This is a genomic window from Novosphingobium clariflavum (assembly GCF_026420865.1).
GTDB lineage: Bacteria > Pseudomonadota > Alphaproteobacteria > Sphingomonadales > Sphingomonadaceae > Novosphingobium > Novosphingobium clariflavum.
In genome coordinates, this window is the sequence record NZ_JAPCWC010000006.1 from 34,397 (window position 1) to 48,435 (window position 14,039).

At 66.2% G+C, this 14,039-nt stretch carries 12 protein-coding genes; 7 read left to right on the forward strand and 5 right to left on the reverse strand.

Annotated features, from left to right (window positions below; translation table 11 throughout):
• The first annotated feature begins 10 nt into the window (after positions 1-10).
• The 3 genes from OKA11_RS09870 to OKA11_RS09880 all read left to right on the forward strand — a co-directional run bounded on the left by OKA11_RS09870 (position 11) and on the right by OKA11_RS09880 (position 3,167).
• Positions 11-361 carry a DMT family protein gene (locus OKA11_RS09870; protein ID WP_142634409.1) on the forward strand — a complete coding sequence of 117 codons (351 nt, stop codon included), beginning with the start codon at positions 11-13 and terminating at the stop codon, positions 359-361.
• 31 nt (positions 362-392) lie between these two features.
• Positions 393-1,571, forward strand: a complete 1,179-nt coding sequence (locus OKA11_RS09875) for a carboxynorspermidine decarboxylase (protein WP_142634407.1) — start codon at positions 393-395, stop codon at positions 1,569-1,571.
• Between the two features lie 384 nt (positions 1,572-1,955).
• The gene (locus OKA11_RS09880) at positions 1,956-3,167 is read left to right on the forward strand and encodes a type III PLP-dependent enzyme (RefSeq protein ID WP_267220036.1); all 1,212 of its coding nucleotides are present in this window, start codon (positions 1,956-1,958) and stop codon (positions 3,165-3,167) included.
• Between the two features lie 71 nt (positions 3,168-3,238).
• Here the strand turns inward: OKA11_RS09880 and OKA11_RS09885 are convergent, their stop codons facing one another.
• The 4 genes from OKA11_RS09885 to murI form a co-directional block, all read right to left on the reverse strand.
• Positions 3,239-4,342 carry an NADH:flavin oxidoreductase/NADH oxidase gene (locus tag OKA11_RS09885; RefSeq protein WP_267220037.1) on the reverse strand — a complete coding sequence of 368 codons (1,104 nt, stop codon included), beginning with the start codon at positions 4,340-4,342 and terminating at the stop codon, positions 3,239-3,241.
• Positions 4,343-4,507: 165 nt separating this feature from the next.
• Positions 4,508-5,722 (reverse strand): 5-aminolevulinate synthase, encoded by a 1,215-nt coding sequence (gene hemA / locus OKA11_RS09890; protein ID WP_267220038.1) that lies wholly within the window; start codon positions 5,720-5,722, stop codon positions 4,508-4,510.
• Positions 5,723-5,895: 173 nt separating this feature from the next.
• Positions 5,896-6,711, reverse strand: a complete 816-nt coding sequence (locus OKA11_RS09895) for a hypothetical protein (RefSeq protein ID WP_267220039.1) — start codon at positions 6,709-6,711, stop codon at positions 5,896-5,898.
• On the reverse strand, positions 6,708-7,541 hold the full coding sequence (gene murI / locus OKA11_RS09900) for a glutamate racemase (protein WP_267220040.1): 834 nt from the start codon (positions 7,539-7,541) through the stop codon (positions 6,708-6,710). Before murI ends, OKA11_RS09895 begins: the two co-directional genes overlap by 4 nt.
• Before the next feature lie 109 nt (positions 7,542-7,650).
• Here murI and plsY point away from each other — a divergent pair, with 109 nt between their 5' ends.
• The 4 genes from plsY (at position 7,651) to OKA11_RS09920 (ending at position 12,342) form a co-directional block, all read left to right on the forward strand.
• Complete coding sequence (plsY, locus tag OKA11_RS09905; RefSeq protein ID WP_267220041.1) at positions 7,651-8,238, forward strand: glycerol-3-phosphate 1-O-acyltransferase PlsY; 588 nt, start codon at positions 7,651-7,653, stop codon at positions 8,236-8,238.
• Positions 8,235-9,353, forward strand: coding sequence for a DNA-processing protein DprA (gene dprA, locus OKA11_RS09910; RefSeq protein WP_267220042.1), 1,119 nt, complete (start codon positions 8,235-8,237; stop codon positions 9,351-9,353). The genes plsY and dprA overlap by 4 nt, the downstream gene beginning before the upstream one ends.
• A 182-nt stretch (positions 9,354-9,535) precedes the next feature.
• Positions 9,536-12,166 (forward strand): type I DNA topoisomerase, encoded by a 2,631-nt coding sequence (gene topA / locus OKA11_RS09915; protein WP_267220043.1) that lies wholly within the window; start codon positions 9,536-9,538, stop codon positions 12,164-12,166.
• On the forward strand, positions 12,163-12,342 hold the full coding sequence (locus tag OKA11_RS09920; protein WP_142634389.1) for a hypothetical protein: 180 nt from the start codon (positions 12,163-12,165) through the stop codon (positions 12,340-12,342). Before topA ends, OKA11_RS09920 begins: the two co-directional genes overlap by 4 nt.
• On the opposite strand, the gene OKA11_RS09925 is transcribed toward OKA11_RS09920, so the two are convergent.
• On the reverse strand, positions 12,343-13,854 hold the full coding sequence (locus tag OKA11_RS09925) for an ArnT family glycosyltransferase (protein WP_267220044.1): 1,512 nt from the start codon (positions 13,852-13,854) through the stop codon (positions 12,343-12,345).
• Between the last annotated feature and the right edge of the window lie 185 nt (positions 13,855-14,039).

Sequence of the window (14,039 nt, forward strand, 5' to 3'; positions counted from 1 at the left end):
GAATTCGCCGATGAACTGGAATTTCGTGGCGCCGGTTGCTCTTCTGGCGGGCTCCAACCTGTTCATGAACACGGCGTGGTATCTGCATCTCAAGATGCCGGGCAAGGCGCTGTGGGTGGCGGTGCTGATGAGCTGGGGCATCGCCTTCTTCGAATACTGCCTGGCGGTTCCGGCCAACCGGATCGGCAGTCAGGTCTATTCTCTCGGCCAGCTGAAAGTGCTCCAGGAGGCCTTTTCGCTCACGGCGTTCGTGCTGGTGGCGTGGGCGTTGTTCGGCCAAAAGCCGGGGCTCAACGAAGTCATCGGTTTTTCGCTGGTCGGCGCCGGGGCATGGTTTATCTTCAAGGGGCCGTTCGGCTGAGGCCGTCCCCTTTTCGCAAAGGACTTCAGTGATGGAAACCCGCGCCGGCGATCCGGGAGCCTTCGTTCACTTCGACCTGTCGCGCGTCGACAGCCCCAGTTTCGTGGTCGATGCCGCCAAGCTGCGCGACAACCTGCGCGTGCTGGCCGACATCGGCGAGCGGTCGGGCGCCAAGGTGCTGTCCGCGCTCAAGGCGTTCTCGATGTGGTCCACCGCGCCGATCGTCGGCGAGTATCTCGACGGCGTCTGCACTTCGGGCCTGTGGGAAGCGCGCCTTGCCAGCGAGTTCTACGACGGCGAGATCGCGACTTACTGCGCCGCCTACAAGGCCGAGGATCTCGACGAGATCCTGCGCCTGTCGGACCATGTTATCTTCAACTCGCCGATGCAGATCGAGCGCTTCTGGTCGCAGATCGAGGCCGCCCGCGCCCGCGGCGAGGACTTCGACATCGGCCTGCGCGTCAATCCGATGCATCCCGAAGGCGAAGTGCCCAAGTACGATCCTTGCGCGCCGCACTCGCGCCTTGGCTTCCCGATCGACCAGCTCACCGAAGAGCATGTCGAGATGATCGACGGCATCCACATGCACACCCTGTGCGAGCAGGACTTCGAGCCGCTGCGCCGTACCTGGGACAAGGCGTTCGACTACCTCGAACCCTATTTCGGGCAGTTCAAGTGGATCAACCTCGGCGGCGGCCACCACATCACCCGCGCCGATTACCAGCGCGACGAGCTGGTGGAATTCCTGATCGACCTTCAGGAAGACACCGGGGCGGAAGTCTACCTGGAGCCGGGTGAGGCCGTGGCGCTCGACGCCGGCATTCTGGTCGGCAGCGTGCTCGACATCACCCACAACGGCATGCCGGTCGCCGTGGTCGACATTTCCGCGACCTGCCACATGCCCGACGTGATCGAGGCACCCTATCGCCCTGCCATGCTGGGCGAGCGTGAGGAGGGCGATGGCCAGCCGGTGCGCCTGGGCGGGCCGTCGTGCCTCGCGGGAGACGTGATCGGTGATTACGTGCTGCCTGAGCGGCCCGAACCGGGCATGCGCTTCGCGTTTCTCGACCAGGCCCATTATTCGATGGTCAAGACCACGACCTTCAACGGCGTGCCGCTGCCATCGATCTGGCTATGGGATTCGGAAACCGATGCACTCGATTGCATCCGCCGCTTCGATTACGAGGACTTCCGCGCCCGCTTGAGTTGAGCGGCGTCCAGCCGATGCGGCAGGGCAGGGCGGCTCGGTCCGTCCTGTCGTTGCCCCGGCCGGTCCCTGCTGCGACGAGTCGCGTGAATCCCCGGGGCGAGCCTGCGTTTTAACCGTGTATCGCGATGCTTTGCCGCATCTCTCGGGGTATTTTTCCGAAGGGTGGCGGGCGTAGTTTAACCATCTGGTTTTAAAAGGCTAAATTCGGATCAAGGGCGCGGTGTGACGGCCTTCATGAAACTTCTGTGACGTTTTCATGAAGGCCGGATTTTTTCACTTGCGATTCATCGGCCCCGCCCTATATCCGGCCCCTCGCTGCCCCATGGGGACTTCCAAACCGCAAGGCAGCTTTGTCGCTAACAATCCGTTTGGGGGTCCCTTGAGTTGCTCGAACATCTTGATGCATCGGTCGTAGCGCACACCCTCGCGCCTGACGAACCCGTTATTCTCAATCGCCCGCACGCAGCGGCGCGCGCTGCCCGTTTCTTCGCCACGAAGTTTCCGGGCAAGTCGCTCTATGCGGTGAAGGCGAACCCCTCGCCGGATCTCATCCAGATCCTGTGGGACAATGGGATCACGCATTTCGACGTTGCCTCGATCGGTGAAGTCCGCATGGTCCGCCAGACCCTGCCGGATGCGACCCTGTGCTTCATGCACCCGGTCAAGACGGCGAGCGCGATCCGCGAAGCCTATTTCGAGCATGGCGTTCGCACCTTCAGCCTCGATACCATCGAGGAAGTCGAGAAGATCCTCGAAGCGACCACCGACGCCGATGGCAACGAAGCGACCGACCTGCGTCTCTGCGTGCGTCTTCGCGTTTCGTCGGAATATTCGGAGCTGAGCCTCGCCTCGAAGTTCGGCATCGATCTGGCAGATGCAGGCCCGCTGCTTCAGGCGACCCGTCAGGTTGCCGACTGGCTGGGCGTGTGCTTCCACGTCGGGTCGCAGGCGATGACGCCGTTCGCCTATGTACAGGCGCTGGAACGTGCGCGTGCGGCGATTGCCGATGCGGGCGTGGTCATCGACATGATCGACGTCGGTGGTGGCTTCCCCTCGGTCTATCCGGGCATGGAACCGCCGCCGCTGGAAGACTTCTTCCAGGTCATCCACCGCCACTTCGAGGCGATGCCGATCGCGTACAACGCCGAACTGTGGTGCGAGCCGGGCCGTGCGCTCTCTGCCGAATACAGCTCGATGATCGTCAAGGTCGAGAAGCGTCGCGGTGACGAGCTCTACATCAACGAGGGCGCCTATGGCGCGCTCTACGATGCGGCGCACGTGGCATGGCGCTTCCCGGTGAAGTGCATCGCGCGTGACGGTCAGCGTTCGGAGGACCTTCAGGAGTTCTCGTTCTACGGCCCGACCTGCGACGATGCCGACTTCATGGAAGGCCCGTTCCTGCTCCCCGCCGACATCAAGGCGGGGGACTGGATCGAAGTGGGCATGCTCGGCGCTTATGGCGCGGCGATGCGCACGGCGTTTAACGGCTTCGGTACCGGCGACGTGGTGACCGTCTCGGACGAACCGATGGCGAGCCTCTACACCGGCGAGCGCAAGGACCCGCGCGTTTCGGACAACGTCGTCTCGCTGCGCTGATCGTTCGCTGATAGAAACACAAAAAAAGGGCCCCCGGTCAGCGATGACCGGGGGCCCTTTTTTGTTGGTGCTCAGCCTGCGGTGAACAGATCCTTCAGGGCGCGCGGCTGGCAGCGGAGGAACTGCGGCGAGGCCTTGACCTGGGCGCCGAGGGCGGCAGCGGCGTGCCAGGGCCAGCGCGGATCGTAGAGCACGGTGCGGGCAATCGCGATCATGTCGGCATCGCCGGTGGCGACGATGGCCTCGGCCTGCTCGGGTTCGGTGATGAGGCCGACGGCAATGACCGGCATCGCCTCCACCGCTTCCTTCACCTTGCGGGCAAGCGGCACCTGGTAGTTCGGGCCGACCGGGATCTTCTGGTCGGCATGAAGGCCGCCGCTGGAGACGTGGAAACCGTCGCAGCCGCGTGCTTCAAGTGCCTTGGCGAAAGCGATGGTCTCCTCGATGTCCCAACCGCCAGGGGTCCAGTCGGTGCCGGAGACGCGCATGGTAACCGGCTTGTTGGCGGGGAAAGCGGCGCGCACGGCGTCATAGACTTCGAGGGGGAAGCGCATGCGGTTTTCGAGAGTGCCGCCGTACTCGTCGGTGCGGGTGTTGGAGAGCGGCGAGAGGAACTGGTGCAGCAGGTAGCCGTGGGCACCGTGTATCTGGATCGCATCGATGCCGAGGCGGGCGGCGCGGCGGGCGGCGTCGGCGAATGCGTCGCGAATGCGGGCGAGCCCTGCCTTGTCGAGCGCCTGGGGCGCGTTCTCATGCGCAAGGAAGGGGATGTCCGATGCGGAGACCGTCTGCCAGCCGTTCGCGTCCTGAGGGGCGATCTGGGCGCCGCCGTCCCAGGGCTTGGCGGTGCTGGCCTTGCGGCCGGCATGGGCAAGCTGGATGGCGATGGGCATATCGGACCAGCGGCGGACCGAGTCCAGCACCTTGCCCATCGCCGCTTCCGTCTCGTCGTCCCACAGGCCGACGTCGGCGTAGGAGATGCGACCTTCGGGGCTGACCGCGGTCGCCTCGATGGTGAGGATGGCAGCGCCCGACTGGGAGAGGTTGCCCAGATGCTGGACATGCCAGTCGGTCATCTTGCCGTCTTCGGCGGAATATTGGCACATCGGCGCAATGACGATGCGGTTGGCGAGAGGGAGCTTGCCGAGGGTGATCGGTTCGAAGAGCTTGGCCATGCGGGTCCTTCCGGTCATGTCGTCGCAGTTGGGGGGAGGGGCGCCGAGCGGCGCCTGCGACGGCAGGCAACTTGGGGTGCCTTGGCCAAATGAAAAGGGCTCCGACCGTCTGGTGGAGCCCTTCCGATAGTAGAATATTTTGCAGCCGCGAAAGCGAAAGGAGGATCAGGCCGCCAGGCGCATCTCCAGCCGGCCCCAGATTTCGACCAGGGCGTCGGTCAGGTCGCGCATCATCGCCTCGGTATGCGTCGGCCCGGGCGTGAAGCGCAGGCGTTCGGTGCCGCGCGGCACGGTCGGGAAATTGATCGGCTGCACGTAGGCGCCATATTCGGCGAGCAGGATGTCGCTGATCTTCTTGGCCTTGACCGGATCGCCGACCATCAGCGGCACGATGTGCGTGGTGGAGTTCATCACCGGCAGGCCGGCGTCGCGGAACATCTGCTTGAGCGTGGCGGCCGAGCGCTGCTGCGCCTCACGCTCGGCGCTGGAGCTCTTGAGGTGCTTCACCGAGGCCAGCACGCCGGCCACGAGCACCGGCGAGAGCGAGGTGGTGAAGATGAAGCCCGGCGCATAGCTGCGGATGCAGTCGATCACGCGCTGGTCGGCGGCGATGTAGCCGCCCATGACGCCAAATGCCTTGCCCAGCGTGCCCTCGATGATGTCAATGCGGTGGGCCGCCTCGTCACGATCGGTGATGCCGCCGCCGCGCGGGCCGTACATGCCGACCGCGTGGACTTCGTCGATATAGGTGAGGGCGTTGTACTTTTCCGCCAGGTCGCAGACCGCGTGGATCGGGGCGATATCGCCGTCCATCGAATAGACCGATTCGAAGGCGATCAGCTTGGGCAGGTTCGGATCGGTGGCGGCCAGCAGTTCCTCGAGGTGTTCGAGGTCGTTGTGGCGCCAGACCTTCTTGTCGCAGCCCGAATTGCGGATGCCGGCGATCATCGAGGCGTGGTTGAGCTCGTCCGAGAAGATCACGCAGCCCGGCAGCAGTTTGGCGAGGGTCGAGAGCGTGGCGTCGTTCGAGACATAGCCCGAAGTGAACAGCAGCGCGCCTTCCTTGCCGTGAAGGTCGGCCAGTTCCTGCTCGAGTTCGATGTGGTAGTGCGTGTTGCCGCCGATGTTGCGGGTGCCGCCGGAACCGGCGCCGACGTCGTGCAGCGCTTCTTCCATGGCCTCGATCACCTTGGGGTGCTGGCCCATCGAAAGATAGTCGTTGGAGCACCACACGGTGATCGGCTTGGGCCCGTTGTGGCCGGCAAAGCAGCGTGCGTTGGGATAAGCGCCCTTGTTGCGCAAGATATCGATGAAGACCCGGTAACGGCCTTCGGAATGCAGGCGGTCGATCGCCTGATCGAAAATATGCTCGTAGTTCACCTGGGCGTTATCCTGCGCTGGCCTTAAAACGGCTTCTACTTTGTGCTGCGGGCCAATACCGTATCGCGGACCGCATGACCAGTCGCTTGTACCGGATACAGTGATCGATATCGCCTCGGGATTGGCTTGAAATAAATCGTCGCACAGGCGAATTTTTCGCATTCGAGGGGCCTTCAGCTACGAACGAACCCCCAGGGGATGATCCGGGGGGCTGCCGGATCGTGGCCGGCGACGACCACCATCTTGGGCGCCGCGCGCTTCAGCGCATTGATCGTCATCAACCAGGAGACGATTTCGGTGCGCAGCGCCGGGTGTCCGAGATCGGCGAAAGTGCGGGCGGGCGGGCGCAGTGCCTCCCAGCTGAGCGGCACCTGGGCGACATCGCCGGTGAACAGGAACTCGGCGCCGTTCGCCAGTTGCACGAAGACCATGCGGGGATGATTGGGCAGGTTGTCCTGCGGGATCACGACCACCCCCGGCGCAACGGCGCGGGGCCGCCCATCGCCGAGATCGGGCAGGCGGGCGGCATGGGGCGAGGAAACCGCGGGATTGCCGCGGTGAACCGGGCGGTCGAGCAGTTGCAGCCGCAGGCCGGCGTCCCGCGCGACATGATCCACCCGCTGCTGTGCGGCGGCGTCGAAATCGGTGACGTTGTTTTCCTCGGCCAATGCGGCGGAGGTGCCTGCGTCGATCAGGATCGGACGCTGGCCGGGAACCCGCAGCTCGTAGGCGCGCACCCCGGTATGGATCGGGCGCAGTCCGGCTCCGGCGGCGAGCTGGTTGTAGAGGGAGATGCGCGAGCCGATGATCTCGTGGCGGATCTGCACGGGATGGGCGCCGGGAATGGCATTGGCCATTTCGCGCAGGGCTGCGATGTCGAGCCGCTTGGGCTGTGCGTCCCTGGCGCTGGCGTCGAACTGGAACCAGTAGACCGGGAGCCCGACGAGCAGCAGCACGACGAGTATGAAAATGTTGAATCTCGGCGTCAAAACAGCCCGCCCCCTATGAGTCCGTATCGTGCCAGGGTCGCGGCGTAGGATGCGGACAAATCCCTGGTTCCGGTGAATAGCGCGCGGTCGGGGCCCTGGCGAGCATATTCCTGGCCCTGCGTGAGCCGGGCGATCTGGCGGGCGATGCCGGCAGCGCCGTGAACGAAGGTGACGTCGGGGCCGAACGCTTCGCGTAGTTCCTCTTCCAGCAGCGGAAAATGCGTGCAGGCGAGCACCACCGTGTCGATGTCAGCGCCGCCCGGCATCGTGCGCAGGGCATCGGCGGCGCGGCGGATCGCGGCGGGATCGACCCGCTCGCCGCGCAGCTTGGCCTCGGCGGCTTCCACCAGTTCGGGCGCGCCGTGTCGCAGCAGGCGCTTGTCGGCGGCAAATTCGTGTTCGAGCCGGTCGACATAGGCCTGGCGGATGGTCGCCTGGGTGCCGAGCAGGCCGATGGTGCCGGTCCGCGTGAGCGCAGCCGCGGGCTTGATGGCGGGCACGGTGCCGACGATCGGCACCTCGAGCACGTCGCGCACCATGCCCAGCGCGATCGTCGATGCGGTGTTGCAGGCGATGCAGACGAGGCGCGGGGCAAAACGTTCGGTCATCCGCCCGAGCAGCCCGGCGACGCGGGCGGCGATCTGGGCCTCGGTCTTGGTGCCGTAGGGCAGGCCGGCGGTATCGGCGGCGTAGATGATCGGGGCATCGGGGAGTGCCTTGCGCACTTCCTCCAGCACGGACAGTCCGCCCACACCCGAATCGAAAACCAGGATCGGGGCGGCGGGGTCGACGGCGTGCCCGGTCGACGCGGGGTAATTCTCGGAAGGCATCGTTTTTCCCTGTACCTTGCACACTGTTAACCGCGCCGATGTGCAAAGGGCAATGTCGAATGCTGCAAGCCGCTTCGCCTGATCGTCATGAGCGGCTAAGAGGCGAGGCATGAACTGGATTCTCGCAATTGTCCTCGGTTACGCCCTCGGCTCGGTGCCGTTCGGGCTTCTCATCACTCGGATCGCCGGTGCCGGCGACCTGCGCTCGATCGGCTCGGGCAATATCGGCGCCACCAACGTGCTGCGGACCGGGCGCAAGGGTCTTGCCGCGGCGACCCTGCTGCTGGACCTGCTCAAGGGGCTGGCGGCGGTGCTGATCGCCCGGCATTTCCTGCCCGACTGGGTCTGGCTGGCGGCGCTTGGTGCCTTCGCCGGTCACTGCTTTCCGGTCTGGCTTGGCTTCAAGGGCGGCAAGGGTGTCGCAACCACGGCTGGAATCGCGCTTGGCCTCGCATGGCCGGTCGGGCTGATCTACGCGCTGACCTGGATCGGCCTGCTGCTGACGGTGCGGATCAGCTCGGTCGCCGGGATGACCGCTGCCGTCGCCGCGCCGCTTGCGGCATGCGCGCTGGGCTATGGTGAAGCCGCGGGCGTGCTGGGCGTGATCGCCGCCGTGGTGCTGTTCCAGCACCGCGAGAACATCGGCCGCCTGCGCGCAGGTACCGAGCCCCGGATCGGGAGCAGCAAGACGTCGTGAGCGGCGCCGGGGGGGAGCCAGCACCGCTGTCGCACGACGAGGCGTTTGCGCGCATCCGTCTGCTGCGTTCTCCCAATGTCGGCCCGGTCACCTACCGGCAACTGATGGCGCGCTGCGGCAGCGCGGTTGCGGCGCTGGAGGCTCTGCCGGAACTGGCCGGCCGCGCCGGACGGCGCTACACGGCGGCGCCGGAACGGGTCGTCGAGGCCGAAGTCGCGCGGATCCGCAAGGCGGGCGCCAGCTATCTCTTTCACGATTCGCCGGACTATCCGCGCCTGCTGGTCCATAGTGAAGGCGCGCCGCCGATCCTGACGGTGCGCGGCAACCTCGCGATCTTCGCGAAACCCTGCGTCGCCATCGTCGGCGCGCGCAACGCTTCGGCAGGCGCGGTGCGGATCGCGCGCGAATTCGCCCAGGGGCTGGCGGAGGCGGGTCATGCCGTTGTCTCGGGGCTGGCCCGGGGCATCGACGGCGCGGCACATCAGGGCGCGCTGGCGGGCGGGGCGACGATCGGCGTGATCGCCAGCGGCATCGACGTGACTTATCCGCCGGAACATGCCGAGTTGCAGCAGCGCGTCGCCGGTGAAGGCCTGCTGGTGGCCGAGCAGCCGCCCGGCACCGAACCGCTCGCCCGTCATTTTCCGACGCGTAACCGCATCATTGCCGGGCTCGCTGCCGGTACCGTGGTGGTGGAGGCGGCGCCCAAGTCGGGCTCGCTCATCACCGCGAGGCTGGCAGGCGAGATGGGGCGCGAGGTCATGGCCGTACCGGGTTCGCCACTCGATCCGCGCTCCCACGGATGCAACAACCTGATCCGCGACGGGGCGGTTCTGGTTCAGTCGGTGGCCGATGTGATCGAACTCCTGACCGGTTTCGACGGTACGCCGCGCTCCCGTTTTCGCGAGGAGGCGCAGGACTGGGCGTGGGCGGGCGATGCGGGTGTCGAAGCGCAGGCAGCGGGCATAGCCGGGCTGCTCACGACGGCCCCGGTCGCGGTCGACGAACTGATCCGGCAATCGGGTGCGGGGACGGCCGCGGTGCAGCTGGAACTGCTTGAGCTGGAGATCGCCGGAAGGCTGGTGCGCCACGCCGGCGGGCGTGTCAGTCTGGGGTAAAAGAGCGGTTTTCCGCAGGGTTGCGCGGTATCACTGGTGTTGCAGCCTGAAATGACCTTGCCATATCGGGGTGCTTGGGCCCATCGGGGTGCTTGACGAGGCGCCTCAAAGCTTCCCACCCTATGCGTGTACACACATGCGCATGCGTGGGAGCGCGCGCGTAGGGGCTATAAGAGTATCGCATGCAGCTAGTCATCGTAGAATCGCCGGCCAAGGCGAAGACCATCGAGAAGTACCTCGGCAAGGACTACAAGGTTCTGGCCAGCTACGGCCACGTCCGCGACCTGCCTCCCAAAGACGGCTCGGTCCGCCCGGACGAGGGTTTCGAGATGGATTGGGAGCTCTATGGCGACAAGCAGCGCCAGGTGAAGGCCATCACCGATGCTGCCAAGGAAGCCGACCGACTGATCCTCGCGACTGACCCTGATCGCGAGGGTGAGGCGATTTCGTGGCACGTGAAGGAACTGCTGGCCAAGCGCCGGGCGCTGCCGAAGGACGTGCAGCGCGTCACCTTCAATGCCATCACCAAGGACACCGTCACTAAGGCGATGACCCAGCCGCGCGAGCTGGATCAGGACCTGATCGACGCCTACCTTGCCCGCCGCGCGCTCGACTATCTGTTCGGTTTCACGCTTTCGCCGGTGCTCTGGCGCAAGCTGCCCGGCGCCAAGTCGGCCGGCCGCGTGCAGTCGGTGGCGCTGCGCCTGATCGTCGACCGTGAGCGCGAGATCGAGGCATTCACGCCGCAGGAGTACTGGTCCGTCACCGCGCAGATGGCGCATGACGGCACCGACTTCACCACCCGTCTGGTGACGTTCGAGGGCCAGAAGCTCGATCGGCTCAGCATCGGCGACGAAGGCATGGCCCTTCGCGCCAAGTCCGCTGTCGAGAACGGCGCCTTCCGCGTCGAGACGGTCGAGACCAAGCCGCACCGCCGCAATCCGCAGCCGCCGTTCACCACCTCGACCCTGCAGCAGGAAGCCTCGCGCAAGCTCGGCTTCTCGGCCAGCCAGACGATGCGCGTGGCGCAGACGCTCTATGAAGCGGGCGCGATCACCTACATGCGTACCGACGGTGTGCAGATGGATCCCAGCGCCATCTCGGCGGCGCGCGCGGCGATCACCGAGCGGTTCTCGGGCCACTACCTGCCCGAAAAGCCGCGTCACTACGAAACCAAGGCGAAGAACGCACAGGAAGCCCACGAGGCGATCCGCCCGACCGACTTCACCAAGGACCGCTACGGTTCGGGTGACGAGGCGCGCCTCTACGACCTGATCTTCAAGCGCGCGATGGCGAGCCAGATGGCTTCCGCCGCGCTGGAACGCACCACCGTCACCCTGCGCGACGGCACCGGCCAGCACGAACTGCGCGCTACCGGCCAGGTGGTGAAGTTCCCGGGCTTCCTCGCGGTCTACGAGGAAGGCCAGGACAACAAGTCGGATGACGACGATTCGGGCCTGCTGCCCTTCATGAAGTCGGGCGACATGCCCGCGAAGAAGGACGTCAGCGCCGAACAGCACTTCACCCAGCCGCCGCCGCGCTATTCGGAAGCGAGCCTGGTCAAGCGTCTGGAAGAACTCGGCATCGGCCGCCCGTCGACTTATGCGGCGACGATCCAGGTGATCAAGGACCGCAACTACGTCCGCACCGAGAAGAACCGCTTCTTCGCCGAAGAGTCCGGCCGCCTGCTGACCTCGTTCCTTGAACGCTTCTTCCAGCGCTATGTCGCCTACGAATTCACCGCGGGCATGGAAGACGAGCTCGACGACGTTTCGGGCGGCCGTCAGGAATGGAAGGCGCTGCTTGAAGCCTTCTGGCGCGACTTCAAGCCGAAGTCGGACGAGGTCATGGAAAAGAAGCCCTCGGAAGTGACCGAGGCGCTTGACGAATTCCTGTCGGATTACCTGTTCCCGCCCAAGGCCGACGGCAGCGATCCGCGCGTTTGCCCCAAGTGCGGCGCGGGCCGCCTCTCGCTGCGCGGTGGTCGCTATGGCGCGTTCGTTGCCTGCTCGAACTATCCGGAATGCAAGTTTACGCGCAAGTTCGCGCAGCCCGGCGGCAGCGCCGATGGCGAGGGCGAGGACGAGGCGCTGGGCAAGGATCCGGAAACCGGGCTGGAGATCGTGCGCCGCGTCGGCCGGTTCGGTCCCTACATCCAGCTGGGCGAAGGCAAGGAAGCCAAGCGCGCGTCGATCCCCAAGGACATCGACGAGTTGACGCTGGAATGGGGCATCAAGCTGCTCAGCCTGCCGCGCACGATCGGTCCGCACCCGGAAAGCGGCAAGGACATCACCGCCAGCATCGGCCGTTATGGCCCCTATCTGGCGCATGACGGCAAGTATGCGCGCCTGCGCAACACCGCCGAAGTGTTCGAGACCGGCATGAACGCGGCCGTCTCGATGCTGGCAGACGCTGCCAATCGCGGCGGCGGCGCTCGCGCCAAGGCCGAGCCGATCAAGGTGCTGGGCGCACATCCTACCTCGGAAGGCGAGATGAAGGTCATGGCGGGCCGCTTCGGTCCTTACGTGACCGACGGCACCACCAATGCCACGCTCCCGCGCGACCAGAAGCCGGAGGATCTCACGCCTGAGCAGGCGATCGCGCTGATCGATGCCAAGGCGGCCAAGGGCCCGGCCAAGGGCAAGAAGAAGGCGCCTGCCAAGAAGGCCCCGGCCAAGAAGGCGGCTCCGAAAAAGGCGGCTGCCAAGAAGGGCGACGAGGCGGCGGCGGGCGAAAAGAAGCCCGCGACGAAAAAGCCTGCCGCCAAGAAGGCTCCGGCCAAGAAGGCCGTGAAGAAGGAAGCCGCGGAATGAGCGACAAGATCGCCAAGCACAAGCAGCCCTGGAAACCGGAAGAGCTGCAGAAGCTTCAGGTCCTTGCCGGAAAGGGCAAGGGGCTGAAGGAGATCGCCAAGGCGCTCAACCGTACCGAGGAATCGACCAAGGACGCCGCGCGCCAGCACGGCTTTGCGATCGCCAAGGCCCGCTGATCACGGTTTGAGGCGGTAGAGCCCGTACTTGCGGGTGCCGAGAGTGACCCCGGCATAGCGCTGGTAGCTCTCGGCCAGCCGCTCGCGGACCAGCGCGCGGGTCCTGAGATTGGGCTGGTTGGGGCGGCCGGTTTCGGCAACCACGATCACGCCGGGCCTGCTCGCCAGCACGCGGCCCACTTCCGCCACCGGATCGACGCCCAGCGCGCCCGCCTCGTTCATGGCATCGAGGTGGCTGGGGTAGGCGAAGCGCGTGGGGATGCAGGCGTTTGTCGTGCGGTAGAAGGCGCTGTCGCCTTCGTAGACGTAGAGGCAGCGGCCGTGCAGTTCGTGGGCGATGAGATCGCTGGCGATGCGGAAATCTTCGGCCGTGCCCTTTTCCCGGACCTGGAAGGCCGGGACCAGCACCGCGCCGACCATGCCGAGGCCGATCAGCACCTGGCCGTACCAGCGCTCGCCCTTGTGCGTGCGGGCGAGGGCGGGGGCGGCGAGGATCGACAGCGGCACCAGCACCGGGCCGAGGTAATGGTCGTACCAGGTGCCGAATACGAGAAATCCGGCGATGGCAAACATCGCCCACCCGCGCAGCGCCGGAAGCGTGCCGGGTACGTCGCCCGGCACGGGAGAGAGGCGGCGCGGCGCCAGCAGGATGGCCAGCGCGAACGGCGTCATCGCCAGCGCTTCCTTGGCGAGCTGGGCATACGCGTCGGCATGGTCGGTGGCGCGGCCGAAGATCGACAGGAAATTGGTCTGCACGAAGGCGCCGAGATGGCCGGTCAGTGCATAGCCTGCCATGACCGCCGCGGTCGGGACCAGCGCCGCCAGCAGCCATAGCGCTGCGGCTGCGGCAAGGCGGGGCAGGGGCCAGTCGTCGGCGCGTGCGCGTGCCAGCAGCATCAGGCCGAAGCCGATCCCTTCGAACAGCACCGTGTACTTGATCTGCATGGCGATGCCGAGCAGCAGCATCGGCACCAGTCCGCGCCGCCAGAGCAGCGGGTCGGCACGGCGCTGGCAGGCCTCGATCACCCGCATCGCGGCGAGGGCCACCGGCAGGTTGTAGAACACCGGCGCTTGCCCCAGCGCGGCATTGAACACGACCAGCCACAACAGATAGACGAGCCCTGCCGCCTGTGCGGCGCGGGGCGGGGCGATCCAGCGGGCCATGCGCTCGATCACCAGCGCGGTGAGCACCGAGCAGGCGAGGCCGAGCAGCTGATAGCTCAGGACCGGATCGAAGGGCAGCAGGTAGACGCTGCGGAAGATCGCGAAGAGCCCCCAGGGCTTGCGGTCCCAGATGTCGACGAAGGGCACGGCGCCCTCGGCCATGCGCTGGCCGACCAGCAAGTAGAATTGCTCGTCGGACTGGAACGCGGGCTTGCCGAGCATCAGGAGGCGGACCGCCAGGGCCACCGCGGCGTAGAGCAGGGGCGAGGCGGCGCTGCCGCGCGCGGCGAGGCCGGCGCGCAGTGAGGTTCCGGTGCGGGCGAGAAGACGCCCGGCAGCTGCGATCATGATCGACCCTTTATCGTCCCGTGGGCCCGCAGCATGTCCGGGCAGTGATAACGCGCAGTGGCAACGCGCACCTTATGGCGCGCGAAGATTGCGCTACCGAGACGCCGCCGCCGGACTGCATCCGCAGCTTGCAGGGCACCGTTCGTGCAGGATCGGGAAAAGGGCCATGGGGCCGGCCCTGGCGC

Excerpts from the sequence above, each read along its gene's own strand:
- plsY (WP_267220041.1), top strand. The coding sequence starts at position 7,651 with ATGAACTGGATTCTCGCAATTGTCCTCGGTTACGCCCTCGGCTCGGTG.
- OKA11_RS09875 (WP_142634407.1), top strand. The coding sequence starts at position 393 with ATGGAAACCCGCGCCGGCGATCCGGGAGCCTTCGTTCACTTCGACCTG.
- OKA11_RS09925 (WP_267220044.1), bottom strand. The coding sequence starts at position 13,854 with ATGATCGCAGCTGCCGGGCGTCTTCTCGCCCGCACCGGAACCTCACTG.
- murI (WP_267220040.1), bottom strand. The coding sequence starts at position 7,541 with ATGCCTTCCGAGAATTACCCCGCGTCGACCGGGCACGCCGTCGACCCC.
- OKA11_RS09920 (WP_142634389.1), top strand. The coding sequence starts at position 12,163 with ATGAGCGACAAGATCGCCAAGCACAAGCAGCCCTGGAAACCGGAAGAG.
- OKA11_RS09870 (WP_142634409.1), top strand. The coding sequence starts at position 11 with ATGAACTGGAATTTCGTGGCGCCGGTTGCTCTTCTGGCGGGCTCCAAC.
- topA (WP_267220043.1), top strand. The coding sequence starts at position 9,536 with ATGCAGCTAGTCATCGTAGAATCGCCGGCCAAGGCGAAGACCATCGAG.
- OKA11_RS09885 (WP_267220037.1), bottom strand. The coding sequence starts at position 4,342 with ATGGCCAAGCTCTTCGAACCGATCACCCTCGGCAAGCTCCCTCTCGCC.